This window comes from Corynebacterium hylobatis, assembly GCF_003955685.1.
Classification (GTDB): domain Bacteria; phylum Actinomycetota; class Actinomycetes; order Mycobacteriales; family Mycobacteriaceae; genus Corynebacterium; species Corynebacterium hylobatis.
The window spans coordinates 115,674-140,152 of sequence record NZ_RXHJ01000007.1 but is presented as its reverse complement, the minus strand read 5'-3'; the positions used below and the strand labels follow the sequence as shown (position 1 = coordinate 140,152).

Below are 24,479 nucleotides of genomic sequence, written 5' to 3'. Positions count from 1 at the left end.
GACGGCGGACACGCCGGGGATTCGCAAGGTTGGACAGTGGGAATGAATTAGGGAACACTAGTGTTGTCGAATAGTAGGACCGTCTCGGGGATTTTCCTGATCCCCGCAGGTGGCTCCCACGAATTCGAGTATCAGGCAGCACCCCGAGTCAGTGTGAGGAGGAGACGACAGTGTCCGGAGAATCCCAGGAGCATGGAAACCCGACCGTTCCCGAAACCCGATCGGTGGAAGGAGACACCCGTCGTCAGATCATGCTCATGCTGCTCAAGCACGGACCGTCCACGGCCTCCGAGCTCGCCGGCCGCCTCGACATGTCCGCCGCCGGAGTCCGGCGGCACCTGGACATCCTGGTGGCAGAGGGCCTGGGGGAGGCGGTCGACCGCAGACCACGGTCAGCCACCGCCACCCGCGGACGTCCCGCCAAGGCCTTCCGGCTCACCCCCCGGGGGCGTTCCATCTTCGGCCACTCCTACGACCAGTTGGCCGTGGACGCGCTGGAGACCCTCCGGGAGACGGGCGGCGAAGAGGCTGTCCGTAAGCTGGCACGCAAGCGCATCCAGCGCATCGTCGAGGGGGTGACCCCGGCGGACGGGGACGAGAATTCCATCCAGCGCACGGCCGGTGAGCTGGCCGACGCCTTCGACCGCCACGGGTACGCCGCAACCGTGACCCGGGCGGGTGCGGGCATCCAGATCTGCCAGCACCACTGCCCGGTAGCCAATGTGGCCGCTGAACACCCGGAACTGTGCGAGGCCGAGCACGAGATCATCTCGAACCTGGTCGGCCTCCACGTCCAGCCGCTGGCCACCATCACCGGTGGCCACGGCATCTGCACGACCAACATCCCGTTGACACCCATTGAGAATCTTCCAGAGGAAAGGAGCGGATCATGACCCAGGCAACGCAGAACCCCGGTTCGACCAAGCCGGAGACCCCGATGAGCGATGACCAGATCATCGAGTCGATCGGTCCGTACAACTACGGCTGGCACGACTCCGACGAGGCCGGCGCATCCGCGCGCCGTGGCCTGAACGAGGAGGTCGTCCGCGACATCTCCGCCAAGAAGGACGAGCCCGAGTGGATGCTCGAGGAGCGCCTCAAGGCCCTGAACACCTTCGACCGCAAGCCCATGCCGACCTGGGGTGCGGATCTGTCGGGCATCGACTTCGACACGATCAAGTACTTCGTCCGCTCCACGGAGGGCCAGGCCCAGTCCTGGGAGGACCTGCCCGAGGACATCAAGAACACCTACGACCGTCTGGGTATCCCGGAGGCCGAGAAGCAGCGCCTCGTCGCCGGCGTCGCCGCACAGTACGAGTCCGAGGTCGTCTACCACCAGATCCGTGAGGACCTGGAGGAGCAGGGTGTCATCTTCCTCGACACCGACACCGCCCTCAAGGAGCAGCCGGAGCTGTTCAAGGAGTACTTCGGTTCGGTCATTCCGGCCGGCGACAACAAGTTCTCCGCACTCAACACCGCGGTGTGGTCCGGTGGCTCCTTCATCTACGTCCCGCCGGGAGTCCACGTGGACATCCCGCTGCAGGCCTACTTCCGCATCAACACGGAGAACATGGGCCAGTTCGAGCGCACCCTCATCATCGTCGACGAGGATGCCTACGTGCACTACGTCGAGGGTTGCACCGCCCCGATCTACAAGTCCGATTCGCTGCACTCCGCAGTGGTCGAGATCATCGTGAAGAAGGGCGGCCGCTGCCGCTACACCACCATCCAGAACTGGTCGAACAACGTCTACAACCTGGTGACCAAGCGCGCCAAGGCAGAAGAGGGCGCGACCATGGAGTGGGTCGACGGCAACATCGGCTCCAAGGTGACCATGAAGTACCCGGCCGTGTGGATGACCGGTCCGCACGCCAGGGGTGAGGTCCTGTCCGTCGCCTTCGCCGGCGAGGGTCAGTTCCAGGACACCGGCGCGAAGATGACCCACATGGCGCCGTACACCTCCTCGAACATCGTCTCCAAGTCCGTGGCCCGTGGTGGCGGCCGTTCCGCCTACCGTGGTCTGGTGCAGGTCAACGCCAATGCGCACCACTCGTACTCCAACGTCGAGTGTGACGCGCTGCTGGTGGACAACATCTCCCGCTCGGACACCTACCCCTACAACGACATCCGTAATGACCATGTCACCCTCGGCCACGAGGCGACCGTGTCGAAGGTGTCGGAGGACCAGCTCTTCTACCTGATGTCCCGTGGACTCAAGGAGGAGGAGGCCATGGCGATGATCGTCCGTGGCTTCGTCGAGCCCGTCGCCAAGGAACTGCCGATGGAGTACGCGCTTGAGCTCAACCGACTCATTGAACTGCAGATGGAAGGATCGGTGGGCTAACCGATGACCACAGCTACCACTGGACAGGCAACTGTCGACGCCGCCACCCCGCACAACAACAAGGGTGACGTCTTCGCCTCCTTCAACGTGGAGGACTTCCCGGTTCCGGCCGGGCGGGACGAGGTCTGGCGCTTCATTTCCCTGCGCCGCATCCGCGGCCTGCACAACGGCAAGTTCGCCGAGGCCGTCGAACAGGATGTGCGTGTCGACGTCCCGTCGTCCGCCACCGGTTCCGTCACCGTCGAGACCGTGGGCAAGGACGATGAGCGGCTCGGCCGCGCCGGCGCCCCGACCGACCGCGTCGCCGCGCAGGCCTGGACCTCGATGACCGAGGCGACGTACATCGACGTCGCCAAGGACTCGGTCCTCAGCGAGCCGGTCGTCGTGACCGTCACCGGGCGCGGTGAGGGAGTCACCTCCTTCGGCGCCACCACCGTCAACATCGCCGCCGGCGCTGACGCCGTCGTCGCTGTCCGCTACACCGGTACCGGCACCCACGCCGACAACCTGGAGTTCGTCGTCGGCGACAACGCCCGTCTCACCGTCATCGTCGACGCCGACTGGGACAAGGGCGCCGTCCACCTCTCCGGCCAGCACATCCTGCTGGGCCGTGACGCCACGTTGCGCTACAACGCCGCGACCTTCGGCGGCGACATCGTCCGCATGGTCCCGCGCGTGGACTTCAGCGGCCCCGGCGGCGACGCCGAGCTGCTCGGCGTCTACTTCGCCGACGACGGCCAGTACTTCGAGAACCGTCTCCTCGTCGACCACTCCGTGCCGAACTGCCGCTCCAACGTCATGTACAAGGGCGCGCTGCAGGCCGATCCGGGCTCAGATCTCCCGGACGCCCACGCCACCTGGGTCGGTGACGTGCTCATCCGCGCCAACGCGCAGGGCACCGACACCTACGAGGTCAACCGCAACCTGCTGCTCACCGACGGTGCCCGCGCCGACTCGATCCCGAACCTGGAGATCGAGACCGGTGAGATCGCCGGTGCCGGCCACGCCGCCACCGTCGGCCGTTTCGACGACGAGCAGGTCTTCTACCTCATGGCCCGCGGTATCCCCGAGGCCGAGGCACGCCGCCTGATCATCCGTGGGTTCTTCTCCGAGGTCATCAACCGCATCCCGGTGGAGTCGATCCGTGAGGAACTGGAGCAGCGCGTCGCCGCCGAGCTCGAGTCCGTCCACGCTTAACCCCCTTAAAGAACCCAATTTCTAGACCCGAAAGAGACGTGTACATGTCCACCCTGGAAATCAAGAACCTCCACGCACAGGTGCTGCCGACGGACGGTTCCGAAGAGCCGAAGCAGATCCTCAAGGGCGTCAACCTGACCATCAAGTCCGGTGAGATCCACGCCATCATGGGCCCCAACGGCTCCGGCAAGTCCACCCTGTCCTACGTCATCGCCGGCCACCCGAAGTACGAGGTGACCGAGGGCGAGATCCTGCTCGACGGCGTCAACGTCCTCGAGATGGAGGTCGACGAGCGCGCCCGTGCCGGCCTGTTCCTGGCCATGCAGTACCCGACCGAGGTGCCGGGTGTCTCCTCCTCCAACTTCATGCGCTCCGCCGTCACCGCCGTGCGTGGTGAGGCCCCGAAGCTGCGTGAGTGGATCAAGGAGCTCAACACCGCCCGCGAGAACCTGCAGATCGACCGCTCCTTCGGTGAGCGTTCCGTCAACGAGGGTTTCTCCGGTGGCGAGAAGAAGCGCCACGAGGTGCTGCAGCTGGACCTGCTCAAGCCGCGTTTCGCCGTGATGGATGAGACCGACTCCGGCCTCGACGTCGACGCCCTGCGCGTCGTCTCCGACGGGATCAACCGCTACCAGGATGAGACCAACGGTGGCATCCTGATGATCACCCACTACAAGCGCATCCTCAACTACGTCAACCCGGACTTCGTCCACGTGTTCGCCGACGGCCGCATCGTCCACACCGGAGATGCCGGACTCGCCGACAAGCTCGAGGCCGACGGCTACGATCAGTTCCTGTGATGGCCGGATACACCGTGGAGTCAGGCGCACTGGACGTTGAGAAGATCAGGGCTGAGTTCCCGATCCTCTCGCGCACCGTGCGCGATGACCGACCGCTGGTCTACCTGGATTCCGGGGCCACCTCGCAGCGTCCGCTGCGGGTCTGGAGGGCGGAGGAGGAGTTCGTGCTGAACACCTTCGCGCCCGTCCACCGGGGTGCATACCAGCTGGCCGAGGAGGCGACCGACGCCTACGAGAACGCCCGTGAGAAGATCGCGGACTTCGTCGGGGCGCAGGGCCATGAGATCGCTTTCGTGAAGAACGCGACCGAGGGCCTCAACCTGGTCGCCTACGTCCTGGGCGATGACCGCGCGGGTGCGCTGCAGGTGAAGGAGGGCGACACCGTCGTCATCACCGAGCTCGAGCACCACGCGAACCTCGTGCCCTGGCAGGAGCTGTGCCGCCGGACCGGTGCCACCCTCAAGTGGTACCGGGCGACCCCGGACGGCCGGATCGACCTCGATTCCCTCGAGCTCGACGAGACCGTCAAGGTGGTGGCCTTCACGCACCAGTCGAATGTGACCGGTGCGGTCGTCGACGTGGCCGAAGTTGTCCGTCGCGCGAAGGCCGTCGGTGCCCTGACCGTGCTCGATGCCTGCCAGTCCGTCCCGCACATGCCCGTTGACTTCCACGAGCTGGATGTTGATTTCGCGGCCTTCTCCGGCCACAAGATGTGCGGACCCTCCGGTGTCGGCGTGGTCTACGCCAAGGCCCCCCTCCTCGATGAGCTGCCGCCCTTCCTCACGGGTGGCTCCATGATCGAGGTCGTGCGGATGGAGGAGTCCACCTTCGCCCCCGCCCCGCAGCGTTTCGAGGCGGGCACCCAGATGACCAGTCAGGTCGTCGGGCTGGGTGCGGCGGTGGAGTTCCTCAACGAGATCGGTATGGACGCCATCCACACCCACGAGAAGGATCTCACCGCCTACGCGCTCGAGCGTCTGCAGACGGTCGAGGGGCTGAGCATCGTCGGCCCGACCACCGCCGAGGACCGCGGGGCGGCCATCGCCTTCGTGCTCGACGGTGTGCACCCGCACGATCTGGGTCAGGTGCTCGACAGTCAGGGTGTGTGCATCCGCGTCGGACATCACTGCGCATGGCCGGCCCACCGGTGCCTGGAGGTCCAGTCCACCGCGAGGGCCAGTTTCTACCTGTACAACACGCGTGCTGAGGTCGACGCCCTGGTCGACGGCATCAACCACGCCCGGGAATTCTTCGGGGTGAACTGATGAATCTGGAGTCCATGTACCAGGAAGTGATCCTGGACCACTACAAACACCCGCAGCACGCGGGTCTGCGTGACCCGTTCGAGGCGGAGGTCCACCACGTGAACCCCTCCTGCGGTGATGAGCTGACGCTGCGCGTCCAGCTCTCCGAGGACGGTTCGCGTGTCGAGGACGTCTCCTACGACGCCGAGGGCTGCTCCATCTCCCAGGCCTCGACCTCCGTCATGGCCGAGGAGATCATCGGGCAGCCGGTGGAGCAGGCCATGGCCAAGCTCGCGGAGTTCGAGAAGATGATCACCTCGCGCGGCACCGCGCAGGGCGACGAGGACCTCATCGGCGACGGCATCGCCTTCTCCGGTGTGGCCAGGTACCCTGCCCGCGTGAAGTGCGCACTGCTCGGCTGGAAGGCCTTCCAGGCCGCGACCTCCGACGCTCTCAATGAAAGGGAGAAGAAATGACCGAGAACACCGGACAGAACCCCACCGATGCCGTCCAGCGTCAGCGCCCTGAGTCGCTGACCCCGGAGCATGAGTCGCTGGCCTTCGACGTCACCGAGTATCTCCACGACGTCATCGACCCCGAGCTGGGCATCAACGTCGTCGATCTGGGTCTCGTCTACGACGTGTGGATCGAGGACCGGGAAGGGGAGGACGTGGCCATGCTCAACATGACCCTGACCTCCCCGGCCTGCCCGCTGACCGACGTCATCGAGGACCAGGTCCAGGCCGCCCTCGTGGGCAACGGCATCGTGGACAAGGTCGATCTTGAGTGGGTCTGGCTCCCGCCGTGGGGCCACCACATGATCACCGAGGACGGCCGCGAGCAGCTCCGCGCGCTCGGCTTCGCCGTCTAGTCGCCGGAGGCCGCCGCGAGGCAGGAGACGTAGAAGGCCGCGTTCGCCGGAGTCGCGACGAACGAGGTCGGCTCCTGTGAGAACAACCCGCCGATGAACCCCTCCCCGGGGTCCGCGGCGGCGCGGGCGGCCCCGAGCGCATTCGCGCAACCCACGACCATCGTCTCGGTGGTCAGGAAGTCGCCGGCGAACATGCCGGCGACTTTCGCGTTCTCCGCGAAGGTGGCCCCGGCGCCGAAGGCGATGATCAGCAGGATCACGAACATCCGGCCCCCACTGCAACCGGGGCGCTTCTTCTCCGCCAGCTCCGGCTGCGGCAGTGGGGCCGACGGCGTCCTCTGGGCCGGCTGCGCCACGGGGGACCGCCGGGGCCCGGACGACTGTAGTGGGCGGGCGCGGACCTCCTCCAGGGCGCGGCCGGGCAGACCGTAGGCGATGAGGGCCTCGCGGAGCTGCCGCTCGTTCGGTTCGGCGTCGAAACGCAGCACCAGCGAACCGTTCTGGAACTGGCCCGCGCGGTACTCGACGATGTAGTCGCGGCTGAGGCCGCCGGAACTGTCGGGCTGTGCGCTCATGCCCCCAATCTATCCCCCCGGGTGCGGAATCTGCTGCCCTTTAGGTATATCGGCCGAGGTTGATACACTGTCCCGTTGTGATTGTCACCAATGACCTCGAAGTCCGCGTCGGCGCCCGTACCCTGCTCACCGCACCCGGGGCGCTCCTGCGTGTCCAGCCCGGCGACCGCATCGGACTCGTGGGCCGCAACGGTGCCGGCAAGACCACGACCATGCGAATCCTGGCGGGGGAGACCCAGCCCTACGGTGGCACCGTGACCAGCTCCGGGGAGATCGGCTACCTGCCGCAGGACTCCCGCGAGGGCAACATCGACCAGACCGCCCTGGACCGCGTGCTCTCCGCACGTGGCCTCGACCGCATCCGCAGCTCCATGGAACGCCAGCAGGAGATCATGGAGACCGCGACGGACACCGGCAGGCGTGACGCCGCGATCCGCAAGTACTCCCGCTTCGAGGAACAGTACGCCTCCCTCGGCGGCTACGAGGCAGATTCCGAGGCCGCCCAGATCTGCGACAACCTCGGCCTCCCGGCCCGTATCCTCGATCAGCCGCTGCACACCCTCTCCGGTGGTCAGCGCCGCCGCGTGGAGCTCGCCCAGATCCTCTTCGCCGCCACCAACGGCTCCGGCAAATCGCAGACCACCCTGCTCCTCGATGAGCCCACCAACCACCTCGACGCCGACTCCATCGACTGGCTCCGTGGTTTCCTGGCCAAGCACGAGGGCGGGCTGATCATGATCTCCCACGACGTGGAGCTTCTCGACGCCGTGTGCAACAAGGTCTGGTTCCTTGACGCCGTCCGCGCCGAGGCCGACGTCTACAACATGGGCTTCGCCAAGTACAAGGACGCCCGCGCCCTTGACGAGGCACGCCGCCGCCGCGAGCGCGCCAACGCGGAGAAGAAGGCCTCCGCCCTGCACAAGCAGGCCGCCAAGCTCGGCGCCAAGGCCACCAAGGCCGCCGCCGCGAAGCAGATGCTCGCCCGCGCCGACCGCATGATCGGCCGACTCGACGACATCCGCGTCGCCGACCGTGTCGCCGCCATCTCCTTTCCGGAGCCGGCCCCCTGCGGCAAGACCCCGCTGTTCGCCAAGGGTCTGACCAAGATGTACGGCTCGCTGGAGGTCTTCGCCGGCGTGGACCTGGCCATTGACAAGGGCAGCCGCGTCGTCGTCCTCGGTTTCAACGGCGCCGGCAAGACCACCCTGCTCAAGCTGCTGGCCGGGGTGGAGCGCACCGACGGTGAGGGTGGCATCGTCTCCGGCCACGGCCTGAAGATCGGTTACTTCGCGCAGGAGCACGACACCATCGACCCGGAGAAGTCCGTCTGGCAGAACACCATCGAGGCCTGCCCCGAGGCAGGGGAGCAGGACCTGCGCGGTCTGCTCGGTGCCTTCATGTTCTCCGGTGACCAGCTCGAGCAGCCCGCCGGCACGCTCTCCGGTGGTGAGAAGACCCGCCTCGCGCTCGCCGCGCTGGTCTCCTCGCGCGCCAACGTCCTGCTTCTCGACGAGCCCACCAACAACCTCGACCCGCAGTCCCGCGAGCAGGTCCTCGACGCCCTGCGCACCTACACCGGCGCTGTCGTCCTGGTCACCCACGACCCGGGTGCCGTCAAGGCCCTCGAGCCCGAGCGCGTCATCGTGCTGCCTGACGGCGACGAGGACCTGTGGTCGGACGAGTACATGGAGATCGTCGAACTCGCCTAACGCACGTAGCGCAGGGCGAAGTTGCGCAGAAGGGCGTCGTCCACGGTCAGATCCACCCCGCGAGTGCCGGCGATGATCGCACCCAGCTCGCCGGGCTCGTAGTAACCGGCGTTGGCGTAGATGCGCAGGCGCTGTTCGAATTCGGCCGGAGCCAGCTCCGGGTGGAACTGGGTGGCGTAGATGTTCTCCTGCACCCGAAACATCTGGGTGGGGCAGTCCTCGCCGGTGATCAGGACCTCGGCGACGTCAGGAAGCACGGTGATGGCCTCCTTGTGGCCGACCATCGTGTGGAACCGCTCCGGCAGGCCGTCGAGAAGCGGGTCCTGCCCGGTGACGCGGACCTCGATGACGCGGGGTTTCTCGCTGTAGGTGCCGTCGATGACCGCCCCGATGGCCGTGCCCACGGTGCCGACCCCGTAGCAGGCGCCGAACAGCGGGTAGTCCCGGTCGAGGACCTCGTCCATGAGGCGGGCCAGGTCGGCCTCCACGCGCTGCTGTAGCGGGGCCTTGACCGGTTCGGAGGAGTTGAAGGGGCTGCCGCCGAGCAGGATCCCGGAGAACTCCGCCAGGTCCAGGCGCTCCAGGGGGCGCGACTCCAGCCGGAACTGCACCAGGCCGTCCGCTTCCAGGCCCATCTTCGCGCGGAAGCTGAGGAACTCGGCCGCGGCGGCCTCGTCCTCCGGTCGGGTACTCAGCAGGAGGAAGGGTCGGCGGGGGCGGATCAGCGGGCGGGACACACCCTCGATTCTAGTGGCGGCGGATGAGTTTATCGGCCTCCACCGCGAGGAAGACCACAATCCCGGCGGCGACGGGCACCACCCAACCGAACCAGCCGACGGCGGTGGTGTGGAAGGCCGCCTGCATGAAGGGCAGGTAGCAGAAGGCGAGCTGCAGGGCGAGCATGATGCCCACGCACAGCCAGGAGACGGGGTTGGTGGTGAACAGTTCCTTCCGCAGCGCGCTGACCCGGGAGAAGCGGGCCGTGAACAGGTAGAAGACCTGCCCCAGCACGAGGGTGTTCACGGCGATGGTGCGGGAGGTCTCCAGGGAGGAGCCGTTCATCTGCAGGTACTGGAACACCGCGATCGTGGCCCCGCCGATGAGGACGGAGACGTAGAGGATCCGCAGGATGGCCTCCGAATCCAGGATGGAGTCCTCCGGGTCGCGGGGCCGGCGTTTCATGATGCCCGGTTCCGCCGGCTCGAAGGACAGCGCGAGCGACAGGGTGACGGCGGTGATGAGGTTGACCCACAGGACCTGCAGGGGAGTGATCGGCAGGGTCATGCCGACGAGCATTGCCACGAAGATGACCAGTCCCTGAGCACCGTTGGTGGGCAGCATGAACACGATGGCCTTGCGCAGGTTGTCGTAGATCGTGCGCCCCATCTTCACCGCCGCGGCGATGGTGGCGAAATTGTCGTCGGCGAGCACGACATCGGCGGCGTCCTTGGTCGCCTCGGTGCCCTTGATGCCCATGGCCACGCCCACGTCGGACTGTTTGAGGGAGGGGGCGTCGTTGACGCCGTCGCCGGTCATGGCGACCACCTCGCCGTTGGCCTGCAGCGCCTGCACCAGGCGGAGTTTGTGCTCGGGTGAGGTGCGGGCGTAGATGTCATGGTCGTGGACGATGCTGCGCAGATCGGAGTCGCTGGCGGCCTCCAGTTCGGCGCCGGTGATCGCCCGCTCGCCGCGCAGGCCGATCTCCTTCGCGATGGCCGTCGCGGTCGAGGCATGGTCGCCGGTGATCATCCGGACCCGCACGCCGGCCTCCTGGACGGTGCGCACCGCCTCGGTGACCTCGTCGCGCGGCGGGTCGATGATCCCGTAGAGGCCGAGGAATACGAAGCCACCCCCGTCGACGTCGGAGGTGTCCAGTTCGTCGGTCTCCGCCCCCTCGCGCCAGGCGGCGGCGAGCACACGCATGCCCCGGAATCCGAGGCGTTCGATGTGCTCCTCCCAGTAGGCTGCGTCGAGTGCCTCGGTGCCACCCCCGGGTGCGCTCTGCCGGTCACAGCGCTCCAGCAGGCGGTCGGGGGCACCCTTGAGGTGGATGATCGGCCCGTCGGGCATGTCGTCGACGGTGGCCATGTACTTGTACTCGGAGTCGAAGGGCACAGCCGCCAACCGCTGTGCGCTGCCGTCCTCCCCGGCCTTGAGCGCGAAGGTGCGGATGCCGCCGTCCGTGGGCTCGCCCGTCAGCTGCCACTCACCGTCGTGCTTCTCGACGCTCGCGTCATTCGCGTACACCGCCACCTCCGCCATCCGAGCGAGGTCGGGGTGATCAGCGGTGGTCACGGGGGCGTCATCAAGCAGGATCTCACCCTCGGGGGCGTAGCCGGTGCCGGTGACCTCGTAGGTGTGCTCGCGGGTGTGGATGGCGCGCACCGTCATCTCGTTGCGGGTGAGGGTGCCGGTCTTGTCGGTGCAGATGGTGGTGACCGAGCCCAGGGTCTCCACGGAGTTGAGTCGGCGGGTGATGGCGTTGCGGTCGGCCATCTTCTGCACGCCCAATGCGAGGGTGATGGCCATGACGGCCGGCAGGCCCTCCGGGATCGCGGCGACCGCGAAGCCGATCGCCGACATGAGGACCTCACCCCAGTCGGTGCCGTAGAGGATCACCGAGACGATGATCATCAGCACCGCCAGCCCGACCGCGCCGACCGCCAGGATCGAGGAGAACCGGGTCATGGACCGGGTCAGCGGGGTCTCGACCTTCTGCACCTCGCCCAGCATGGTGGTGATCCGGCCGATCTCGGTGTCCTCACCGGTGGCGGTGACCACGCCCTGTCCCGAGCCCGCCGCCACCGTGGTGCCGGAGAAGGCCATGGAGGAACGGTCCCCGAGGTCCGCGTCCGCCGCCACCGGCCGCGTGTTCTTGTCCGCGGGTACGGACTCACCGGTCAGCGCCGACTCCTCCACCCGCAGGCTGGCGGTCTCGAACAGGCGCAGATCAGCCGGGATCCGGTCACCGGCCCGCAACCGGATGACATCCCCGGGGACCAGCTCACCGGAGTCGAGGGTGGCCCAGGTGCCGTCGCGGCGCACCTCCGTGGTCGGGGAGAGCATGTCCCGGATCGCGGCCAGCGCGTTCGCGGCCTTGCCCTCCTGGAAGAAACCCACCAGTGAGTTGATGATCACCACCGCGGCGATGACGACCGTGTCCACGATGTGGCCGAGGAAGGCGGTGACCACCGCCGCGGCGATGAGCACGTAGATCATCGGGTCACGCAGCTGGCGCAGCAGCCGCTGGAGAGCGGTCTCCTCCTGGGCCTGCGGCAGCGCATTGGGGCCGTACTTCTCCAGCGCAGCGGACACGGCCCCGTCGCTCAATCCCTCCGGACGGCTGCCGAGCTCAGTGAAGACCTCTTGAACATCGGTGGCATGTGCTGGTGTACTCACATGATTCGATTGTACGCACGTCAGCGCAGCCGCATCAGTTCCGCAGACCGTGCACCGGGGCGGGGATGAAACCGCCGCGGCCGATGAAACCTGCGTTGCCGACCTGGTTGACCGGAATCACCGGGGCATAGCCGAGCAGCCCGCCGAAATTCACCTCGTCACCGGGGGCCGTGCCCGGCACCGGGATGACGCGCACGGCGGTGGTCTTGTGGTTCATCACCCCGATGGCCGCCTCATCGGCGATCATGCCCGCGATGGTCTCCGCGCTGGTGTCACCCGGGATGGCGATCATGTCGAAACCCACCGAACAGATCGCGGTCATCGCCTCCAACTTGTCCAGGGTGATGGACCCGGCGCGCACGGCGTCGATCATCCCCTTGTCCTCAGAGACAGGGATGAAGGAGCCCGACAGCCCACCCACGCGGGAACAGGCCATCATGCCGCCCTTCTTCACCGCGTCGTTGAGCAGGGCGAGCGCCGCCGTGGTGCCGTGGGTGCCCACCTGATCCAGTCCCATGCGCTCGAGGATGTGGGCGACGGAATCCCCCTGTTCCGCGGTGGGGGCCAGGGAGAGGTCGACGATGCCGAAGGGCACGCCGAGGCGTTCGGAGGCCATGTCTCCGACGAGCTGGCCGGCGCGGGTGATCTTGAAGGCGGCCTTCTTGATCTCCTCGGCGACCTGGTCGAGGGTGGCGGCCTCCGGCAGGGACTCCAGTGCACGGTGGATCACACCGGGGCCGGAGACGCCGACGGAGACGACGCAGTCCGGTTCCTCCACACCATGGTAGGCGCCGGCCATGAACGGGTTGTCGCCGACGGAATTGGCGAAGACCACCAGCTTCGCGCAGGCGATGGCGGAACGGTCCTTCGTCAGCTCGGCGGCCTCCTTGATGACCCGGCCCATCTCAGCTGCGACATTCATGTTGATGCCGGCGCGCGAGGTGGCGATGTTGACCGAGCCGCAGACCAGGTCGGTCTCACTCAGGGCCTCCGGGATGGAACGGATGAGCGCCTTCTCGGAGGTGGTTGCACCCTTGGCCACCAGGGCGGAGTAGCCGCCGAGGAAATTGACGCCGACCTCCTTCGCCGCCCGGTCCAGGGCCCGGGCCACATCAGCCGGGTTGCCCTCCAGCCCGGCGGTGATCAGGGCGACCGGGGTGACGGAGATCCGCTTGTTCACGATGGGGATGCCCAGCTCGGCCTCGATGCTCTCGCAGACCTCGACGAGCCGGGCTGCCTGGGTGACCACCCGGTCGTAGACGGCCTGGCAGGTCTCGGCCATGGTCGTCCGGCTGCAGGAGAGCAGCGAGATCCCCATGGTCACGGTGCGGATATCGAGGCGGTACTTCTCGATCATCTCGATGGTGTCGAGGATGTTGCGGGAGTTCAGGTGGAAGCTCATGGTCGCGTCCTTCCGCCTAGATCTCGTTGACCGCGGTGAACAGTGCCTCGGACTGGATCCGGATGACCAGCCCCTGAGACTTCTCCACCGGTTCCATCGCCTGTTGAATTCTGGCGATGTCGAGGGAGGTCTCATCGAACTCCACCCGCAGGATCATGGTGAAGAACTGGTCCATGATGGTCTGGGAGACGTCGAGGATGTTGATGTCCATCTCGGCGAGGGCGGTGGTGACGGAGGCGATGATCCCGGTGTGGTCAGCCCCGGTGACAGTCATGATTGCGAACATGCATCCATGGTAATCGCGTCACCCGCTGGGGGAGCGGCCGGTAGAGTGAGAGCCATGAGCAGCAGAAACCCCAGCCTCGCCAAACTACGGACGGATTTCACCGCCATGTCCACCCCCGCCCGGATCAGCCTCATCGTCGGCGTCGTCGTCGAGGTCTCGGCCAAGATCGCCGCCTGGGTGGACCTCTCGCGCCGCCCGGCGGAGAAGGTCCGGGGCCCGAAGTGGGCGTGGGCCCTGGCTCAGCTGATCAACGGCCTCGGCCCCGCGGCGTACTGGAGCCTCGGTAGGAAGTGACCACCCGCTCCGACCTGACCTATCCCGCCCACCTGCGGCTGGCCACCCTGAAGCTGGCCGCCGGCCGCACCCCCGGTGAGCTGGGCCTGAACAGATGGACGATCACCGATCACGAAGAGGTACTCGGTCACGGTGAGGACTGCTTCCGCGAGGCCAGCCACCGGCTGCTGACCTGGCAGGCACACCGGCGGGCCCGCGTGCACGCGGAACGCTTCGGGCCGCTCGTCCGCCTGTACATGGGCCCGCGGATGTCATCGTGCTACATCCTTCTGGAGGAGCAGACCCCCACCCGCACGGTCCTCGTCTACGGCACCCTGCCCGCCCACGTGGAACTGGGGGAGGAGGCCTTCATCATCGACCTCGCCCCCGACGGCACCGTCACCGGCCGGGTGATCGCCTTCTCCCGCCACGCCTGGTGGCTGGCCAAAATCGGCGCCCCGGCAGCCCGGGCAGTCCAACGCTGGGCCAACCGCGCCTATGTTTCGGGCATGCGTCCCGGAAACTTTCCGTAGGGTGGGGACATGAATGATGCACAGAGCAGGAACACCGGAAATATTCTCATCATCGGCGGACACGGCAAGGTCGCGCAGCTGGTCACCCCACGCCTGATCACAGCCGGCCTGGACGTGACATCGCTGATCCGCAACCCGGAGCAGACCCCGGACATCGAGGCGCTGGGCTCCACCCCGTTGATCCGCGACCTCACCGGCCTCAGCGTCGATGACTGGGCCGCCCTGCTCCGGGACCACGACACCGTCATCTGGACCGCCGGCAACGCCGGTAAGAACGGCGCGAAGGCCACCTACGCCATCGACCGCGACGGCGCCCTCGCCTGCATCGACGCCCTCGAGCAGCTGCGGAAGGAGGGAGGCGACACCCCCCGCCTTCTCATGGTCTCCTACCTGGGATCCGTCGACCACGGCGTGGATCCGGAGGACCCCTTCTTCCCCTATGCGGATTCCAAGGAGTCCGTGGACCGCCGCCTGCTCTCCACGGAACTGGAGTACCTCATCCTCGCGCCGGGTGCGCTGACGATGGAGCCGGCCGGGGGACTGGCGGTCGTCGATAATGTCCGGCCCACGGATGACTCCGTGACCACTTCACGCGAGCTGGTGGCGAAGGTGCTGGTGGAGATGTCCACCCGCGAGAATCTCCCCGACCGGCAGATCCTGCCCTTCGTTGATGCGGAGGGCGGCGCCGAGGCCGGGGAAGCCGCGATCCGGCAGATCTAGATTTCCCGGAGTAGCTGTTCGGTGCTGGTGCCGGGCAGCGAGAGCGTGACCAGGGTGTCCCAGGGGTCCCGGGTGCTCAGGGTGTGGCCGTCATCGGCCAACCAGAGACCGCGGTCCCTGAGCCGCTGTGCCACCTGGTCCAGCTGCTCCCTGTCGGGCACCGTGATGGCCAGGCTGCCCAGCCCCAGGCTCGCCGCCCGCGGGCCAGCGCCGCGGCTGTGCCAGGAGTTCATGGCCACGTGGTGGTGGTATCCGCCGGCCGAGGCGAACAGGGCCCCACGGTAGCCGGTCTGGGTCGGCTCGAAGCCGAGGGCGTCGACGTAGAACTCCCGTGCCCGTGCGATGTCACCGACCTGCAGATGGACGTGGCCGACCTTGCCTGCCAGCGTGCCGGTCATGGCGATCCGGTCCTCCTGGAGATGTTCCGTGAGGAATTTCTGCGGGTCGAGGGGGAGAGTGTCCATGGCGATCTCGCCGCCCTGGTGCACCCACTCCTCCCGGGGGCGGTCGATGTAGAGCTCGATGCCGTTGCCCTCCGGGTCGGTGAAGTAGAAGGCCTCACTGACCAGGTGGTCACTGGAACCGACGAAGCGGCTGCGCGGGTCCCGGGCGCTGTGGTAGACGGTGGCGGCCAGCGCCTCCCGGTCAGGGAAGAGCCAGGCGGTGTGGTACAGGCCGGCCTGGCTTCGGTCCACCGCCGGCAGCCCCGGCGTGGATATCAACCGGATGAAGGGGACCGTGCCCCGGCCCAGCACCCGGTAGACCTGGCCGCGGTGGCTCTTCTCCTCCAGCGGCTCCAGGGAGAGGGTGTTGGAGTAGTAGGAGGTCATGTTCTCCAGGTCGCCGACCCGGAGGGTGACGGCGTCCATGCCGGTGGCGGGGGACAGGATCTGGGTGTCAGTGATCATTATTCGTGCTCCTGATGACTCGTTGGTTGGATATGGGCTTCATAGTACCATAAATGATGACACGTCATTAACTTGATGGGAGTCCGATCTGTCCACCACCGGAACCGGCCGTCAACCCCGGACTTTCTGCCATGCTGAAGAGGCCCCCGCGTACCCGTCCACAATCTCCGGAATTGAGGAAACCATGGAGCTCAGAGCCAGGAATACGTGCCGACTACCGGTGGATTATCACCGGCGCACCACCATCGACCTGAAGAGGAACCGCGGGTTCAACCTGTGGGTGCAGGGGACTGCTGGGGCTGTGGCGGTCCTCGCCATCGCCCTGGGTATCAGGCTTGAGCTGCCGGCGGCCGCCACCTGGGGCCCCCTGGCCACCACGGTGCTGACCATCCTGGCAGGACTGTGTTACCTGGCTGCGCACGAGCTCACCCACGGCCTCGTATTGCGCTGGCGGACCGGGGTCAAGCCCACCTATGCCGTGAAGTTCCCCTTCGTGACCACCGGTAGCCCCGCCTACCTCAACCCCGGCACCACGACTTTCGTCGCGCTCGCTCCCAGCCTGCTGTGGGGAGCGATTCTGCTGACCGCGCTTCTACTGGTACCGGCTGAACTGCGGCTCACCCTCTACATCCTGGTGGTCCTCAACTTCGCAGGTTCTTCGGGAGACTACGTGGAGGCTGCGGTGGCACTCCGGCAGCCACCGGAATCTCTCATCCGAGATGATGGCAAGGAGATCGGGATATACCGTCCCAGGGAATCTGACCCTGCCACCGACTGAGGCCTCCCCGGAGTGGGACCGGTCAGGCCCTGGCGCCTGCCCGGCTGGTGCAGTAATCGACGAAGTTGGCGAGCAGACGGTTGCTCCACGTCGTGTTGATCGAGGGGAGCGAGGCCACGATCGTGTGGTAGTCGTCGGGGGAGAAGTACCCGTAGTCGTAATAGAAGTCCATCCGGTCCTTCATTGCCTGTGCATCCATGTCCGCGTGGAACTGGGTGGCCCAGACATGCTCACCCGCCCGGAGGAACTGCACCGGGCAGGAGGGGCCGGTGGCCAGCACGGTGAGGTCCGCACCGAGCAGCTCCACGCTCTCGGTGTGCCCGGTGAGGGAGGTGAAGGTCTCGGGCAGACCCGCGCACAGCGGGTCGCGCCTGCCCTCCTCCGTCAGCTCAATGACAGTGGGCCCGGAACCCTCAGCATGGGCGGGGCCGACCTGCCCGCCGTGCATGTGGCTGAGCCAGCTGGCCCCGTAGCAGACCAGGAAGGCCGGCACCCCCGAACCGCTGATACGTGCCATCTCCTCGTGCACGTGCAGCTGCCACTCGTCCCAGTGGGGGTTGGTGATGTTCAGGGAGCTGCCACCGACCAGCACCCCGTCATAACCGTCGAGCTCACCCGCGGTCTGGCTGACCTCGGCGATATTGACATGGGTCAGATCCGCCGGGTCGAGCCGGGTCGCCCGCAGGAAATCACGCAGCTCCGCGGCGGCGATCTGCTCAGCCAGTTCACCGGAACGCAGGGAGACGAGGAGGAAGTTCGGCATAGGGAGAGATTCTATACGTCGACCCGTCCGGCTCTACGGGCGGTGCCGCACGGTCCCCTCCACGAGATCGAGCACCTGCTCGAGCCCCTCGGTGGATCCACCGGAGGCCAGGCGGGTGATCAGACCGTCGAGGAAGGTCTCCAGGTAGGTGTGCAGGACCTCCGGGGTGACGTCGGTACGCATGCGGCCGTCCACGACCAGGCGGGCGAGACGATCCCGTACCGCCCGGTCGAGGACCTCCTGGTGCTTCTGCCACTGCGCGCGGAATTCGGCGTCGGTACGCAGCATCTTGGAGATCTCCAGGCGCGTGCCCAGCCACTCGTGGCGCTCCGGGTGATGGAGGATATCCCGCATCACCTCGACCAGGCCCTCCTCAGCGGCCAACTCGGCCTGACGGGCGGCGTCCTCACGGGCGAGCGCGAGGAACAGGTTCTCCTTGTCGCCGAAATGGTGGAAGATGGCCCCCCGGGACTTGCCGGTGGCCTCCTCCAGGCGCCGGACTGTGGCGCCGTGATATCCGTGCTCGGCGAAACACCGCCGGGCGCCTTCGAGGATCTCCAGACGACGGCGGGAGAGTTCGGTGTTGCTGACCACGGGCATGAGGGGACCTCCTTACTGCGAAGAAAAAAGGGGAGAGGGGGCTGCCCTCCCCGGCTGGCATGACGCCTGACCGGGGATGCAGCCCCCTCTCAAGGGCAGTTCATACTGCGGCAGAGATGCGCTTAGGCGTTGGCCGAGGCGATCATCTGGCGGAGGACGTACTGCAGGATGCCGCCGTTACGGAAGTAGTCGGCCTCACCCGGGGTATCGATGCGGACAGTCGCATCGAACTTGACGGTGGAGCCGTCCTCCTTGGTGGCGGTGACCGCGACGGTCTTCGGGGTCTCACCGTTGTTCAGCGCGGTGATGCCCTCGATGTCGAAGGTCTCGGTGCCGTCCAGGCCCAGGGACTCGTGGGACTCGCCGACCGGGAACTGCAGCGGGATGACGCCCATACCGATGAGGTTCGAGCGGTGGATACGCTCGAAGGACTCGGTGATGACGGCCTTCACGCCGAGCAGGTTGGTGCCCTTCGCAGCCCAGTCGCGGGAGGAACCGGTGCCGTACTCCTTGCCACCCAGGACGACCAGCGGGGTGCCGGCGGCCTTGTAGTTCTCGGCGGCGTCGTAGATGAAGGCCTGGGGGCCACCCTCCTGGGTGAAGTCACGGGTGTAGCCACCGGTGATGTCAACCAGCTGGTTCTGCAGACGGATGTTGGCGAAGGTGCCGCGGACCATGACCTCGTGGTTGCCACGACGGGAACCCAGGGAGTTGTAGTCCTTGCGCTCGACACCGTTGGCGTCCAGGTACTGGGCCGCCGGGGTGCCCGGCTTGATGGAGGAGGCCGGGGAGATGTGGTCGGTGGTGACCGAGTCGCCCAGCTTGGCCAGGACGCGAGCGCCCTTGATGTCGGTGACATCCTCCGGCTCGAGCGGCATGCCGTCGAAGTACGGCGCCTTTCGGATGTAGGTGGAGTTGTCGTCCCACTCGAAGGTCTTTCCGGTCGGGATCTCCAGATCCTGCCACTGCTTATCGCCCTTGAAGACGTCAGCGTAGTCAGCCTCGTAGAGCTCGCGGGAGATCGCACCCTCGATGGTGGACTCGATCTCCTCGGTGGAGGGCCAGATGTCCTTCAGGAAGACGTCGTTGCCGTTCTGGTCCTGACCCAGTGCGTCGGCCTCGAAGTCGAAGTCCATGGTGCCGGCGATGGCGTAGGCGATGACCAGCGGCGGGGAGGCCAGGTAGTTCATCTTGACGTCGGGGGAGATGCGACCCTCGAAGTTACGGTTACCGGACAGGACTGCAGTGGCGGCCAGGTCGTGCTCGTTGATGGCGGAGGAGACCTCTGCCGGGAGCGGACCGGAGTTGCCGATGCAGGAGGTGCAGCCGAAGCCGGAGAGGTAGAAGCCCATGGCCTCCAGGTCCTTCCAGAGGTCGGCGCGCTTGAAGTAGCCGTCGACGACCTGGGAGCCCGGTGCGCAGATGGTCTTGACCCACGGCTTGGACTGCAGACCCAGCTCGCTGGCCTTGCGGGCCAGCAGGCCGGCGGCGACCAGGACAGACGGGTTGGAGGTGTTGGTGCAGGAGGTGATGGAGGCGATGGCGACCATGCCGTGGTCGAGGGTGAACTCGCCGCCCTGCGGGGACTCCACGATGACCGGCTTGGAGGCACGGCCTTCGGCGTTCGCGGCAGCGGACTCGCCATTGGCCGGGAAGGACTGGTTGTAGTCGTCGCCCTCGACCTTGGTGGCGCGGACCGGCTCAGCGGTCTCGTTGTCGGCGTAGGTCGGCAGGTCCTTGCGGAACTGCTCCTTGGCCTCGGTCAGCAGGATACGGTCCTGCGGGCGCTTCGGTCCTGCGATGGACGGAACGACCGTGGACAGGTCCAGCTCGAGGTACTCGGAGTACTCGGCCTCCGGGGCGTCCTCCAGGAGCCACATGCCCTGAGCCTTGGCATAAGCCTCGACGCGGGCGACGTCCTCCTGGCTGCGGCCGGTGAGCTCGAGGTACTTGATGGTCTCCTCGTCGATGGGGAACATCGCACAGGTGGAGCCGAACTCGGGGGACATGTTGCCGATGGTGGCGCGGTTGGCCAGCGGGACGGACTTGACGCCGTTGCCGTAGAACTCGACGAACTTCTGAACGACACCGTGGTTGCGCAGCATCTCGGTGATGGTCAGAACGACGTCGGTGGCGGTGACGCCGGCCGGGATCTCACCGGTCAGCTTGAAGCCGACGACACGCGGGATGAGCATGGAGACCGGCTGGCCGAGCATGGCTGCCTCGGCCTCGATGCCGCCGACGCCCCAGCCCAGGATGCCCAGGCCGTTCTGCATGGTGGTGTGGGAGTCGGTGCCGATGCAGGTGTCCGGGTAGGCGACACCGTCGTTGTCGAAGACAACGCGGGACAGGTACTCGATGTTGACCTGGTGGACGATGCCGGTTCCCGGGGGAACGACGCGGAAGTTGGAGAAGTTCTCGGCGCCCCAGCGCAGGAACTGGTAGCGCTCCTCGTTGCGCTGGTACTCGATGGCGACGTTCTTCTCGATCGCATCGGAGGTACCGAAGGCCTCGACGATGACGGAGTGGTCAATGACCATCTCGGCCGGGTTCAGCGGGTTGACCTCGTCCGGGTTGCCGCCGAGGGTCTTCACTGCCTCACGCATGGTGGCCAGGTCGACGACACAGGGGACACCGGTGAAGTCCTGCATGAGGACACGTGCCGGGGTGAACTGGATCTCGATGGAGGGATCAGCCTTCGGATCCCAGTTGGCGATTGCCTCGATGTGCTCGGTGGTGATGTTCGCGCCGTCCTCCGTGCGGAGAAGGTTCTCGCCGAGAACCTTCAGGGAGTACGGCAGCTTCTCCATGCCCGGCACGGCGTCGAGGGCGTAGTAGTCGTAGGACTTCTCGCCGACCTCGAGGGTGCGCTTGGCGTTGAAGGAGTTCTTGCTTTCGGTCACAGGGAGCTCCATTTCCTCTTGTTGAACTGAAATGTTCGATACCCGCGGGCGATCTGCCCCGGTCAAGGCAGTCACACACCGGTAGAACGCGATGGTCCGTAACCAGACTAAGGTTCCGTACCAACGACCGCTCACCATCCTAACAGTACAAGCGTCTTGTTTTTTAGTTTGACCTGACAGAAGGGCGGCGCGTCGCCACCCCCGCCACACCCGCGGGGGATATAACCGACAGTGACAGACCGCAGTGGACGCCGTCCCTACTGCAGAATCCCGATGGGAAGTGGCCACAGAAGATGATCCCCGCCGACGTAGACCTGGACGATCTCAACCGCCAGCTCGGCGAGGATGCCGTCGCCTTCGGGGCCTTCGTCCCAGAAGGAAAGGCCGCCGACCTGGAACCCGGCCTCCTCGATGCCGTGGCCCACGCCCGGGACACGGACTTCGGAACCCTGGGACTGGTCATCCTCGAGCACACGCCCCCGCAGACGGCTGACATGCGCGATGTGGCCCAGGAACTGCTGATGTCCACCGATCTGGACACGGTCATCGTGCGGGCGCCGCACTCCGGGGCGGTGGTCAGTGACGTGCACTCCCGGGCCGGGCTGGAGGTGGCGCAGTACCCCTTCCTGGGGAACCCGGATGTCGTGGGCGCCGCCCACCGCTTCGTTGATGACGTCAATGCGGCTGCGGCCAGCTGGCCCTCCGTGATCGCGCTTATCCTGCTCGGGGTTGCGGGGACGTCAGCCTTCACTGTGGTGGGCGCCCGTCGTCAACGTCGGGATTCCCAAAAATCAAGCCTCCAGTCTTGACAGGGTGTAATCAATTCTTTTCTACATTGTTATGCCCCTATCGTCCGGCGGGACCTTGCGACTAGCGATATGTGGTCAAAATCACATGCACGTTACTTAAGCGTGATCATGCAGGTCAGTCACATGCCACTCGTCATGTGGCCAACCTTTACTTCTGTGAATATTGATAAAGATTGAGTCACGGGCGGCTGGGGTGTCCTATGGTGCTTTTATCGGCTCACGGGTCGATGGAAACCCCAACAGAATCAGGTGTCACGGCCGGACCGCGTGAAGATTGCAGTTCCGGCCTCATTGCCATCGCACGGGCATGTGGGGAAGCACGCCGAGCGCGAAGGGGCACCTGGAGCCGTTCCGGGGTCTGGGTACCCGTGCGCCTGTACCGGTGAACAATCAACCCGACACTCACCCTGTCAAGGATATAAGCTTGATATGGGGGTTCTCGAGGAGGACACGTGGCCCAGACCACACTCAACCGCGCGCGTCTGCGCACGGTTCTCGCCACTGCGCTCTGCCTGGGGACGCTCACCGCCTTCCAGCCGGTCGTGGCCACAGCGACCCCCGAGACCCCGGCGGTCACCGCCACCGGACTTGTCGGTGACATCACCCGGACCGAGTCCGAGATGGACCGGCTGACCCTCGAAATCGGCGGACTGCACGAGGGGGTCAACAAGGCTCTCGTGGATCTGCATGACGCGCAGGCCACCGCCGAGCAGGCCCGTCAGGCCGTCATCACCGCCCGTGCGGAACTGGATGAGACCCAGGCGAAGATCGAGGAGGCCCAGGCCCAACTCGATGAAATCTCCCGCGCGGCCTACCGCCGGACGACCACCCCGACCGCTGTGGCCACGCTGGCCGGTGAGGAGGCCTCCGATAACTCCCTGGACCGTCGCACCTACCTGCGCACCCATGCAGAGAAGCAGCGTGCCGCGATCGAGGAGCTCGACCAGCTGCGCACCGAGCAGGCCAACCGGGAATCCCAGCTGCGCCTGGCGCGCGACCTGGCGGAACAGCGGGAGGCCAGGGCGCTGACCCGGGAGTCCGACGCCCGTGCAGCCATCGAGACCAACAACGCACAGATCGCCGTCCTCACCGCGGAGCGCGACCGCCTGGCTGCCGAGCGTGATGCCGCGCAGGAACAGCTCAACGCAGCCCGCAACGAGATTGCCGCCGGTAATGCGGCACAGCAGGACGCGGAGGAGTACCGGGCTGCCGAGGCCGCCCGCAAGGAGGCCGAGGATACGGCGGCCGCCGACGCGGAGGCTGCGGCTGAGGCGCAGCGCATCGCCGAGGAGGAGACCGCGGCCGCCGAAACTGCCCGCCTCGAAGCGGAGGAGGCCGCCGCGGCTGCAGCCGCGGCGGAGGAAGCGGCGGAGGAAGCGGCGCAGGCCGCCCGCGACGCAGAGGCACAGCAGCGCGAGCAGGAACGCGCTGAGCAGGAGGCCGCGGCCGAGGAAGCGGCGCAGGCCGCTCAGGAGGAGCGCGAGCGTCGCGAAGCAGAGGCGGCGGCAGCTGAGGAAGCAGCCCGCGAGGCCCGCGAGGCCGCCCAGCGTGCGGAGGAGGAGGCCCGCCTCCGTGCCGAGGCGCAGCAACAGGCGGAACAGGAGGCCGCCGAGCGCGCCCGTGAGCAGGAGCAGACACAGGCCTTCCGCGATGCGGCAACGGCTGCCGCCGTCGCCGCCGCGGCAGCCGTCATCGCAGAATCGCAGCCGGACCACACGACGCTGGAGAACCCGTACCCTGCCGTCGCGGATGAGGAGACTGCCCCGGCGGACATCGCCGCTGTCCAGAACCCGGAGGGGCTGGCCGGTGACACCGCCGACGCAGAGACGTCCACGGACGTCACCACCGCCCCCGTCATCGACACCATCGAGGAGGTCACCGAGCAGGCCTCCGGCGAGGTCGCCGCGATCGGTGACCGCGCGGCACAGATCGAGGCTGTCATCGCCCGTGCCGAGTCCCAGCTGGGCATGCCCTACGCCTGGGGTGGCGGCAACGCCAACGGCCCCACGCAGGGTATCCGGGACGGCGGCGTCGCCGACTCCTTCGGTGACTTCAACAAGGTCGGTTTCGACTGCTCCGGCCTGGTGCTCTACGCCTTCGCCGGCGCCGGCATCGCCCTGCCGCACTACACCGGCTACCAGTACAACCACGGCACAAAGGTCGATCCGGGGCAGATGCAGCGCGGCGACCTCATCTTCTACGGTCCCGGCGGCGGCAACCACGTGGCCATCTACCTCGGTGACGGCATGATGCTCGAGGCCCCCAACTCCGGTTCGGTTGTGCAGAAGGCACCGGTGCGCTGGTCGGGTATGTCCGACCATGCCGTCCGCCTGATCTAGTCACCTTCCGCTCAGACGTCAATCGA

The 24,479-nt window shown here is 66.7% G+C and carries 23 protein-coding genes; 14 read left to right on the top strand and 9 right to left on the bottom strand.

Translation table 11 applies throughout. From position 1 onward, the window contains the following. Nucleotides 1–170: 170 nt before the first annotated feature. Genes EAH68_RS07595 through EAH68_RS07565 form a run of 7 tightly spaced genes read left to right on the top strand, consistent with a single transcriptional unit; the run spans nt 171 to nt 6,456 of the window. Nucleotides 171–893 carry a helix-turn-helix transcriptional regulator gene (locus EAH68_RS07595; protein ID WP_277600464.1) on the top strand — a complete coding sequence of 241 codons (723 nt, stop codon included), beginning with the start codon at nt 171–173 and terminating at the stop codon, nt 891–893. Then, the gene (gene sufB / locus EAH68_RS07590; RefSeq protein WP_126120714.1) at nt 890–2,344 is read left to right on the top strand and encodes a Fe-S cluster assembly protein SufB; all 1,455 of its coding nucleotides are present in this window, start codon (nt 890–892) and stop codon (nt 2,342–2,344) included. The genes EAH68_RS07595 and sufB overlap by 4 nt, the downstream gene beginning before the upstream one ends. 3 nt (nt 2,345–2,347) lie before the next feature. Further along, nucleotides 2,348–3,541 (top strand): Fe-S cluster assembly protein SufD, encoded by a 1,194-nt coding sequence (gene sufD, locus EAH68_RS07585; protein ID WP_126120713.1) that lies wholly within the window; start codon nt 2,348–2,350, stop codon nt 3,539–3,541. A gap of 44 nt (nt 3,542–3,585) precedes the next feature. Then, complete coding sequence (gene sufC / locus EAH68_RS07580) at nt 3,586–4,341, top strand: Fe-S cluster assembly ATPase SufC (RefSeq protein WP_126120712.1); 756 nt, start codon at nt 3,586–3,588, stop codon at nt 4,339–4,341. Next, a complete protein-coding gene (locus tag EAH68_RS07575; protein ID WP_126120711.1) occupies nt 4,341–5,606 on the top strand; it encodes a cysteine desulfurase in 1,266 nt (421 codons plus the stop codon). Before sufC ends, EAH68_RS07575 begins: the two co-directional genes overlap by 1 nt. Next, the gene (gene sufU, locus EAH68_RS07570; protein ID WP_126120710.1) at nt 5,606–6,061 is read left to right on the top strand and encodes a Fe-S cluster assembly sulfur transfer protein SufU; all 456 of its coding nucleotides are present in this window, start codon (nt 5,606–5,608) and stop codon (nt 6,059–6,061) included. Before EAH68_RS07575 ends, sufU begins: the two co-directional genes overlap by 1 nt. Then, entirely contained in the window at nt 6,058–6,456 is a 399-nt protein-coding gene (locus EAH68_RS07565) for a metal-sulfur cluster assembly factor (RefSeq protein ID WP_126120709.1), read from the top strand. Before sufU ends, EAH68_RS07565 begins: the two co-directional genes overlap by 4 nt. Here the strand turns inward: EAH68_RS07565 and EAH68_RS07560 are convergent. Next, nucleotides 6,453–7,031 carry a hypothetical protein gene (locus EAH68_RS07560; RefSeq protein ID WP_126120708.1) on the bottom strand — a complete coding sequence of 193 codons (579 nt, stop codon included), beginning with the start codon at nt 7,029–7,031 and terminating at the stop codon, nt 6,453–6,455. The genes EAH68_RS07565 and EAH68_RS07560 overlap by 4 nt on opposite strands. A 77-nt stretch (nt 7,032–7,108) precedes the next feature. Here EAH68_RS07560 and EAH68_RS07555 point away from each other — a divergent pair, with 77 nt between their 5' ends. Then, nucleotides 7,109–8,740 carry an ABC-F family ATP-binding cassette domain-containing protein gene (locus EAH68_RS07555; protein WP_126120707.1) on the top strand — a complete coding sequence of 544 codons (1,632 nt, stop codon included), beginning with the start codon at nt 7,109–7,111 and terminating at the stop codon, nt 8,738–8,740. Here EAH68_RS07555 and EAH68_RS07550 read toward each other — a convergent pair. From EAH68_RS07550 to EAH68_RS07535, 4 genes are read right to left on the bottom strand one after another with little or no spacing between them, the layout of a single operon-like run. Next, nucleotides 8,737–9,477, bottom strand: a complete 741-nt coding sequence (locus EAH68_RS07550; RefSeq protein WP_241228344.1) for a glutamine amidotransferase — start codon at nt 9,475–9,477, stop codon at nt 8,737–8,739. The two genes, EAH68_RS07555 and EAH68_RS07550, sit on opposite strands and share 4 nt — an antisense overlap. Nucleotides 9,478–9,487: 10 nt before the next feature. Continuing rightward, nucleotides 9,488–12,139 carry a cation-transporting P-type ATPase gene (locus tag EAH68_RS07545; protein ID WP_277600463.1) on the bottom strand — a complete coding sequence of 884 codons (2,652 nt, stop codon included), beginning with the start codon at nt 12,137–12,139 and terminating at the stop codon, nt 9,488–9,490. A 34-nt stretch (nt 12,140–12,173) separates the two neighbouring features. Next, entirely contained in the window at nt 12,174–13,541 is a 1,368-nt protein-coding gene (locus tag EAH68_RS07540; RefSeq protein ID WP_126120705.1) for a PFL family protein, read from the bottom strand. A gap of 16 nt (nt 13,542–13,557) precedes the next feature. After that, nucleotides 13,558–13,827, bottom strand: a complete 270-nt coding sequence (locus EAH68_RS07535) for an ACT domain-containing protein (protein ID WP_126120704.1) — start codon at nt 13,825–13,827, stop codon at nt 13,558–13,560. Nucleotides 13,828–13,881: 54 nt separating this feature from the next. Here EAH68_RS07535 and EAH68_RS07530 point away from each other — a divergent pair, with 54 nt between their 5' ends. From EAH68_RS07530 to EAH68_RS07520, 3 genes are read left to right on the top strand one after another with little or no spacing between them, the layout of a single operon-like run. Continuing rightward, nucleotides 13,882–14,121, top strand: coding sequence for a PLDc N-terminal domain-containing protein (locus EAH68_RS07530; RefSeq protein ID WP_241228343.1), 240 nt, complete (start codon nt 13,882–13,884; stop codon nt 14,119–14,121). Beyond that, nucleotides 14,118–14,633: a DUF1990 domain-containing protein gene (locus EAH68_RS07525; RefSeq protein ID WP_126120703.1), complete on the top strand. Its 516-nt coding sequence runs from the start codon at nt 14,118–14,120 to the stop codon at nt 14,631–14,633. Before EAH68_RS07530 ends, EAH68_RS07525 begins: the two co-directional genes overlap by 4 nt. A 9-nt stretch (nt 14,634–14,642) precedes the next feature. Beyond that, nucleotides 14,643–15,353, top strand: a complete 711-nt coding sequence (locus tag EAH68_RS07520) for an NAD(P)H-binding protein (protein WP_126120702.1) — start codon at nt 14,643–14,645, stop codon at nt 15,351–15,353. Here EAH68_RS07520 and EAH68_RS07515 read toward each other — a convergent pair. Next, entirely contained in the window at nt 15,350–16,261 is a 912-nt protein-coding gene (locus tag EAH68_RS07515; RefSeq protein WP_126120701.1) for a VOC family protein, read from the bottom strand. The two genes, EAH68_RS07520 and EAH68_RS07515, sit on opposite strands and share 4 nt — an antisense overlap. Nucleotides 16,262–16,541: 280 nt before the next feature. On the opposite strand from EAH68_RS07515, the gene EAH68_RS07510 reads away from it, so the two are divergent. After that, nucleotides 16,542–17,039, top strand: a complete 498-nt coding sequence (locus tag EAH68_RS07510; RefSeq protein WP_206436378.1) for a DUF3267 domain-containing protein — start codon at nt 16,542–16,544, stop codon at nt 17,037–17,039. 22 nt (nt 17,040–17,061) lie between these two features. Here EAH68_RS07510 and EAH68_RS07505 read toward each other — a convergent pair whose 3' ends face one another. The 3 genes from EAH68_RS07505 to acnA all read right to left on the bottom strand — a co-directional run bounded on the left by EAH68_RS07505 (nt 17,062) and on the right by acnA (nt 21,305). Continuing rightward, nucleotides 17,062–17,802 (bottom strand): glutamine amidotransferase, encoded by a 741-nt coding sequence (locus tag EAH68_RS07505; protein WP_126120699.1) that lies wholly within the window; start codon nt 17,800–17,802, stop codon nt 17,062–17,064. Nucleotides 17,803–17,835: 33 nt separating this feature from the next. Beyond that, a complete protein-coding gene (locus EAH68_RS07500) occupies nt 17,836–18,402 on the bottom strand; it encodes a TetR/AcrR family transcriptional regulator (protein WP_126120698.1) in 567 nt (188 codons plus the stop codon). 122 nt (nt 18,403–18,524) lie between these two features. Continuing rightward, the gene (acnA, locus tag EAH68_RS07495) at nt 18,525–21,305 is read right to left on the bottom strand and encodes an aconitate hydratase AcnA (RefSeq protein WP_206436377.1); all 2,781 of its coding nucleotides are present in this window, start codon (nt 21,303–21,305) and stop codon (nt 18,525–18,527) included. 293 nt (nt 21,306–21,598) lie between these two features. Here acnA and EAH68_RS07490 point away from each other — a divergent pair, with 293 nt between their 5' ends. Continuing rightward, nucleotides 21,599–22,114: an Rv1476 family membrane protein gene (locus tag EAH68_RS07490; protein WP_126120696.1), complete on the top strand. Its 516-nt coding sequence runs from the start codon at nt 21,599–21,601 to the stop codon at nt 22,112–22,114. Between the two features lie 452 nt (nt 22,115–22,566). Further along, nucleotides 22,567–24,453: a DIP1281 family NlpC/P60 protein gene (locus EAH68_RS07485; protein WP_241228342.1), complete on the top strand. Its 1,887-nt coding sequence runs from the start codon at nt 22,567–22,569 to the stop codon at nt 24,451–24,453. Nucleotides 24,454–24,479 lie beyond the last annotated feature (26 nt).

Bases quoted from the DNA above. Each gene is read 5' to 3' on its own strand.
- sufB (WP_126120714.1), top strand. From the start codon at position 890: ATGACCCAGGCAACGCAGAACCCCGGTTCGACCAAGCCGGAGACCCCG.
- sufD (WP_126120713.1), top strand. From the start codon at position 2,348: ATGACCACAGCTACCACTGGACAGGCAACTGTCGACGCCGCCACCCCG.
- sufC (WP_126120712.1), top strand. From the start codon at position 3,586: ATGTCCACCCTGGAAATCAAGAACCTCCACGCACAGGTGCTGCCGACG.
- EAH68_RS07575 (WP_126120711.1), top strand. From the start codon at position 4,341: ATGGCCGGATACACCGTGGAGTCAGGCGCACTGGACGTTGAGAAGATC.
- sufU (WP_126120710.1), top strand. From the start codon at position 5,606: ATGAATCTGGAGTCCATGTACCAGGAAGTGATCCTGGACCACTACAAA.
- EAH68_RS07565 (WP_126120709.1), top strand. From the start codon at position 6,058: ATGACCGAGAACACCGGACAGAACCCCACCGATGCCGTCCAGCGTCAG.
- EAH68_RS07560 (WP_126120708.1), bottom strand. From the start codon at position 7,031: ATGAGCGCACAGCCCGACAGTTCCGGCGGCCTCAGCCGCGACTACATC.
- EAH68_RS07540 (WP_126120705.1), bottom strand. From the start codon at position 13,541: ATGAGCTTCCACCTGAACTCCCGCAACATCCTCGACACCATCGAGATG.
- EAH68_RS07535 (WP_126120704.1), bottom strand. From the start codon at position 13,827: ATGTTCGCAATCATGACTGTCACCGGGGCTGACCACACCGGGATCATC.
- EAH68_RS07530 (WP_241228343.1), top strand. From the start codon at position 13,882: ATGAGCAGCAGAAACCCCAGCCTCGCCAAACTACGGACGGATTTCACC.
- EAH68_RS07520 (WP_126120702.1), top strand. From the start codon at position 14,643: ATGAATGATGCACAGAGCAGGAACACCGGAAATATTCTCATCATCGGC.
- EAH68_RS07515 (WP_126120701.1), bottom strand. From the start codon at position 16,261: ATGATCACTGACACCCAGATCCTGTCCCCCGCCACCGGCATGGACGCC.
- EAH68_RS07505 (WP_126120699.1), bottom strand. From the start codon at position 17,802: ATGCCGAACTTCCTCCTCGTCTCCCTGCGTTCCGGTGAACTGGCTGAG.
- EAH68_RS07500 (WP_126120698.1), bottom strand. From the start codon at position 18,402: ATGCCCGTGGTCAGCAACACCGAACTCTCCCGCCGTCGTCTGGAGATC.
- EAH68_RS07490 (WP_126120696.1), top strand. From the start codon at position 21,599: ATGATCCCCGCCGACGTAGACCTGGACGATCTCAACCGCCAGCTCGGC.